Genomic DNA, 6,232 nt, shown 5'->3' with positions numbered 1-6,232 from the left:
CATGATTTCAATTCGACAATCTGAAACAACCATTTTACCTGCGAAATTGATTCTCGCCTTGGCTCTCTTTTTTACTACCACGAAAGGCACGAAAGACACGAAATCAAAAACAGTGACTAGTGCTGTGCCGCTTGGGTTGGTTGGTGGTCTATGATTTGATTCACTTTAATCTTGATTTTCAGTACGGAATCTGGCGGGACCTGATCGGGTACGCCGTGTTTTCCATAGGCAAGGTGAGGTGGAATCGTTAACTCTCGAATTTCACCACATCGCATGCCAAGCATTCCATACCGAATTCCAGCGATGATGTTTCTATCATGATACGAGACTTCACAGTCCGAGATTTCTCTAATCAGCTTTCCATTGTTTAATCTGATAATCATCGAGGCCCGGCAAGAATCCTGCTCATTTACCGCTGATTCTGTTTTCCCCATGCGCAATATTTTGAATTTTACGTTCTTAATTGTTGGCACGGAAAACCTCGCAACAAACATAAAAAGTACATGAGACCGTGAGCCCCAATGTATTCTGTCAAAATATTGCTCCTCAATAGCCCTTGTTTTTTTACTGCCACGAAAGGCACGAACAATTAAAATGGTGGCTCGTGCTGTGCCGCTTGAATGGGTTGAGATCGGATAAAATCAGGAACACGAATCTAATAGCACTGTCGGACAACAAGCCGACAGTGGCACCCGGTGTTTATTTAATCGTTTTGAGGATCATTCTCAGGAAAGTCACGTTTAACGAGATCGGTATTAACCGTGGCTAACGCCATTCGGCTAATGATCAAAAACAAAATTAGCCGCAAGGCATTAGCCGCGGTTCCTCCCAAGTTGCAGAGAACTTTTGGAAATAAGAAACACTACCTAGTACCGAGCGGATCAGATTGAGTGAGATCGAATCGATTTGGGTCGATGATTAGACGAGGGGCATGAGGACGTTGGGTTCTGGTTTTTCTTCTGGGAGTTCTTCGGCCAGAACGGATTCGCAGAAGAATTTCAGGAGTTGTTTGAAGTCTTCGTTCTCGACGCTTTCTGCCAGGGCTTCTGCGCGGGCGCGGGATTTATCTACCAGAGTTTCTGCTTTTGTGAAGACTTCGCAATGCTGATAGATTTTTCTTAAGCGGCCGATTCGCATGCCGTCGGAGGGATTGCCTTGCAGGATGTCTTTCAGGTCTGCTTTCTGCTGGTCGTCGGCTGTTTGCAGTGCGAGGGCCAACAGTAAAGTTGGTCGCATGGCGAGTGCGTCCTGCCCGGTGATGAGTTTGTTATTGTCGTCGCCGTTCCAGTCTTTGAGATCGTTTAAAATTTGGAAACCGACGCCGATATGTCGGGAGAACGAAGAGATTAACTCTTCGTACTTGCCGACGGAACCGGTCATGCGAATTCCCGCATACAAGGCGGCTTCGAATGCGGGTGATGTTTTGAGGGCGTAAATTTGTAAGGCGTCGAGGGGAGCGAGTTCAAACGACTGGCTTTCCTGCCAGGCCATTTCGGCACCCTGCCCTTCACAGAGTTTGATATGGGCGGCTGCCATTTTTTCGACCAGATCGGCGGCTGCTTCGGCACCGATGTCGGCGCGTGCTTCGTTTAAGAGTCGATAGCCGATGCCGATGAGGTAGTCACCGAGATTGATGGCCATGCCGGTGCCGTGCTGGCGGTGTAATGTCTCGCGGCCGTAACGGTATTGGTCATCGTCTTCGATGTCATCATGGATCAAGGACGCCTTGTGAAAGACTTCGATGGCCATTGCCGCTTTTTGTACGCCTAGCGGGTAAGCTTGCCCGGTTTCTTTTTCTTCAGTTGTCGCTGATTGATCCTTGGTCAAGGCATCGTAGGCGGCGAGTGTAATGAAGGGTCGAAATCGTTTGCCGCCATGTTTGAGCCAGTCGTAGGCGATGGTTTCTGTTTTGCCGAGCGGCGTCTTTGCGGCGGCTTCTGTTTTTGTGCGAAGTGGTGGCAGGATCTGATCGAAGTTCTCTTCAAAGAGTGAATTGGCGGCGCGCATGGTGGGCAGATAACTGCGTGTGAGTGGTTCTTCCAGCGGTCGGTATTCTTCCAGGACTTCCCAGATCCAGGGCTCATCCATTTTTGTATTTTTACAGTCGCCGGAGTGTAATGGAATCGCGTAAGAGGGTACGCCTGCGATCAACACTTTGTCGATCGATTTCTCAAGCACGTTCAGACAGGCGACTCCTAAAATCCCATCGACATAACCGCCGATAATAATTTTGAGAACCACGGGCGAACCTTCGGCCACGAGCACCTTATATCCCAGTTGTTCGGCTTTGACTTTGTAATCGGCGATGGAGCAGGCGCCGCATTTTTCGCAGTCCAAGCCAAACTCATCGTATTCTGCGGGACAACCTTCGGCGTGTTTCAAACAGTGGGGCAATAACAGCAGACGTCGTTCGAAGGGAATTGCCAGGAATTGTCGCTTCCAGAAAAAGTTTCCGATTAAGACCATCATGAAGCCTAGAAACTTTTCGGGCTGATGCATTTGATCGAGCAATTCGCGCGACCATTTTTCCAATGTGGTTTTTGTAAAGGGGTTGGAAAAATCGAGCTGCTCGACATACTTTTCTGCTGCCGCTTTCATCTCTTCGCGCAGTGCGAGGGTATCGGGAACCGCTTTGAGATGGCTGGTACTCTGGCGTTTCCGTTTGACCGGTTTTTTCTCGGTTTTATTCTCTGCAGAAGAGTGCTCTTGAGTCTTGCCGGAGGCAGGGCTGTTACCAGAACTTTCCTGGTCTAAAGGCGCAATGGACACGAAACACTCCTCTATAGTAAGTAGCTCAATTGAGCGATGATTTCAGTTGTGGAAACAAAATTTATTTGGGGTTGTCGGGGGGATCTATTTTTCCTCGACGCATATTATACGGTAATCTTCCTCTTCAAGCGACAATCTTAAATTGGCATCCATCGATTTTTTTAAAACCATTTCCGCGCGATGCATAGCGGAAACACAAAAGACAATTGGATAAAGTTGTTCGAAATACCATAATTTGGCAAAGTAGAAGCCAATCGGTGTAGATTCGGTAAATGTGCCGCTCTCGATCTGTTCGAGTAACCAGTTCAGCCCGTTTACGATTGCGGGGCTCTCTGGATCGAGGCCGATCAACAACAAAACATCTACAGCTAGCGCGGTCTCTTCGACGCTGGAAGGTGCTCCTTTCGCGCCGCCCCAGCCGCCGTCTGAGTTCTGGACTGTTTTCAAAAACTCGACTGCCTGGGTGGCCTGTGTTGAATTTCTTTTTTCATCGATTGCATAAGCGGCTAAAACGCGAGTCGTGCCGTAGACGGGATTTTCATCGTTGTCGATATATTGATTTCCGAACCAGAGGGGTAACCAGGAACCATCGGCGTTCTGCACGGAGGCCAAATATTTGAACGAACGTTCGAGTGCGCGTGTCGCGCGTTTTCGGAGTGAAGTTTCATCATCGGCCGCTTCTGTATTGAGCCAGGCTTGCAGGGCACGAATGGCGTGCGCGGAAATGTCGGCGGCACTCTGGTCAAAGGGAAGTGTGCCCCAGCCTTTGCAAAATGTGGGCCATCCGCCATTACTGTTCTGGAGATCCAGTAACCATTTCACGCCGTTGTAAATGGCGGTTCTTAATTCGGGGGAGAGTTGATCCTGGGCCTCTTCAGATTTCAAATTCAAGAGCGCGAGAATCGCCCCGGGTGTATCGTCGGCGTCGGGCACGCCTCCGGGTAGATCGGTCCAGGCCCAGCCTCCTGGTTCGGCAGAGGTATAGGGATGCAATTCTTTGTATTGCTGATTCAGTAACCATTGACGAATGGGTGCTTTTTCGAATTCGGAAAGTGTGCCCTCAATCGCATTCACTGAGAGCGTGGTCGTCCAAGTGGCGAGATTCGTATCGATGGGCCAACTGCCGTCGGGTTTGACGGAATCGAGCAAAAACTGGAGTCCCTTCTGCACCACGGGATGATCGACTAAGCCCATGCCTGCGAGACTCATGGTTACAAAACTGGTTAAGGGAGCTGCTTCGAGGAATCCGCCATTGCTGGGTTGAATGGAGATCAGTTTCCGTAGACTTTTCTGAATCGAGAGATTTCGAATGAGGCGTGAAATCGGATTTTTGGGTTTACAGAAATGATGTCTGACCTGACCGATGGCGATCAAGGCGGGCAATGCATAGCTGACAACCGGGAGTCTTACTGTTTTGTAGAACTGAGCGGGCAGGCATGATAATTCAAACGGGAGCGCGGGAATGGTTTTCCAATCGACTAAGCCTGCGAGTGCGCAATGTGTGAGGATGGGAACGGAAAACGTTTTGTCTTTTCCGTAGCGGGCAATGACTGCTTCGACGCCTCCAATGCGATCGATATACTGTTTGGCATTCACGACGACGGCTGCAAATTTCTCTGTATTCTTCGTCGCATGAAAGACCGCATGGCAGAGCATGCTGGTGGAGATATTGCTGATACTTTTGACGGTATCTCCCCAGCCGCCATCTTGATTTTGATGGGTGGCTAACCAGTGTATGCCTTGTGCGATAGTGGTATCGAGCGTGTGGTCGTCTTGCGGCCGGTGGCGGCGAATCATTTCCAGTGCCATGACGGCTGTTGCAGTCGAGAGTGCCGACGTGGAAAGTTCTCCCTCCCAGTGCCCCGCTGCAGTGCGTGCAGAAAGCAATTCTGCGCGCGCCCGCTGGTAGCCTTGCTGAACTCTCTGGTAGGAGACTGTTTCACTCATTCCGCTATCTTATTTGCCAGAGTTCTTAATTGCATAAGGGGAGACTTACAATTCCATGGAATCCAGGCTGTCAATGAGATCGTCTAACTCATCGCTGGTTGATTGAGATACTTTCAGGCGTTTGGGCACACCGACGGACAGTCCGACGGCATCTCGTCCTTCGGCGACGAGTTCGACATCACGTTCTCTGGCTGCCATTTCGAGTGCATTGGGGGCACCAAAGAGTTTGGAGAGATCAATTTTCAAGCCGGCCACTTCACCATCGGCGCCCGCAATGCCCGGTGTTTTATGTCCGGGGAAGATGATGGCATTTTCGGGACAGACACGACTACAGGCGGGGCAACCTTTTTTACAGCTATCCTGTTCTTCGACTAGAACCTGTCCGCCCTGATCAACGCCATAGACGCCGAACAGACAAAAATCGATGCACTCCATGCAATTCGTACACAAACCGTAATCGATGACGGGGTACCAGCGACGCTTGGTGGGTTCTAACTGGTCAGCCGCGTTATTGGCGCTGCCGTTATTGTTCTGGGTGTTATTATTCTGGGTGTTATTATTCTGGGTGTTATTATTCTGGGCGTTATTATTTTGGGCGTTATTATTTTGGGCGTTAATGATGTCCAGCGGCTTCAGATACTTTTCGAGCTGTGCCGGTTTGGGTGTTTGCTGAATCAGATTACCCAACTGAAACGTTTGCACCTGGGCATCTTGCGAGAGCCGTTTAATTTCTTTCAGATAGTCATCGGGATTGGAGCTGACGCGTAAATCGATGTTATAAATTTTTCGATCGGGAATCGTCTGCTGACGTTCCGGATTTTCATAGGGGGTCGATTTATTTTCTTCGGCTTCGGGATCTTCCTGTTCCTCTTCATTGATCTCTTCTTTTAAGAGTACCAGCCCTTCATGGCCGCGGACTCCCTGTCGATCGAGTACCCAGTGACTGGCTCTGGGATATAACCAGGAGAGGACAACCATATCGCCGGGGATGGCCTGGAGAAACATGGTTCCGGTATGATCGGAGGAAAGATCGTAAAGGTGAGGCACCAGCGAAACTTCCAAATCGGATTCCATCAGCAATGCGGCTGCCAGTGATTCTTCCAGCTCGCGCTTGGCGGGATTTTTTCCCTGCGCCTGAGAGATTACCACTGTTAATTTTTTATCCGCCATTCCGAAAACCTTTATATCACAAAACTGAAACGAGGGTTCGTTTTCTAGTTGAGTTGTCCTTTAATCAAACGTTGGGTTTGCTCCCAGCCATCATCTAATATTTGCAGGTACTCAGTCGGGGTCAACCACTGCTCGTTTGACTCCATCTCAAATAACCAGCCTTTTTCGTAATTATCCGCCTGATTGATGGCGGAAGGATCGTTTAACAGTTCTTCATTGAATTCCAGAATGCGGCCCGCCGAAGGGGCATACAAGTCGGACAATGCTTTGGAACTCTCAATCTCACCAATTTTTTGTTTTTCGTGAACATCGGTAAATGGATCAATGGCCCAATCCAGAAAATAGA

At 49.4% G+C, this 6,232-nt stretch carries 5 protein-coding genes; all 5 read right to left on the bottom strand.

Going from position 1 to position 6,232, the window contains the following annotated elements:
* Positions 1–116: 116 nt before the first annotated feature.
* Complete coding sequence (locus Q0668_RS25935; protein ID WP_366918933.1) at positions 117–434, bottom strand: FKBP-type peptidyl-prolyl cis-trans isomerase; 318 nt, start codon at positions 432–434, stop codon at positions 117–119.
* Between the two features lie 484 nt (positions 435–918).
* A complete protein-coding gene (locus Q0668_RS17165) occupies positions 919–2,769 on the bottom strand; it encodes a polyprenyl synthetase family protein (RefSeq protein ID WP_298866843.1) in 1,851 nt (616 codons plus the stop codon).
* Positions 2,770–2,853: 84 nt separating this feature from the next.
* Positions 2,854–4,716 carry a prenyltransferase/squalene oxidase repeat-containing protein gene (locus Q0668_RS17160; protein WP_298866840.1) on the bottom strand — a complete coding sequence of 621 codons (1,863 nt, stop codon included), beginning with the start codon at positions 4,714–4,716 and terminating at the stop codon, positions 2,854–2,856.
* 45 nt (positions 4,717–4,761) lie between these two features.
* Positions 4,762–5,886: a ferredoxin family protein gene (locus Q0668_RS17155; protein WP_298866838.1), complete on the bottom strand. Its 1,125-nt coding sequence runs from the start codon at positions 5,884–5,886 to the stop codon at positions 4,762–4,764.
* Between the two features lie 44 nt (positions 5,887–5,930).
* Positions 5,931–6,232: glycine cleavage system protein H (locus tag Q0668_RS17150; protein ID WP_298866836.1), on the bottom strand; the 302-nt coding region annotated here is incomplete at its 5' end.

The sequence above is a fragment of the uncultured Gimesia sp. genome (genome assembly GCF_937910335.1).
Classification (GTDB): domain Bacteria; phylum Planctomycetota; class Planctomycetia; order Planctomycetales; family Planctomycetaceae; genus Gimesia.
This window is presented reverse-complemented; position numbering and strand designations above follow the sequence as displayed.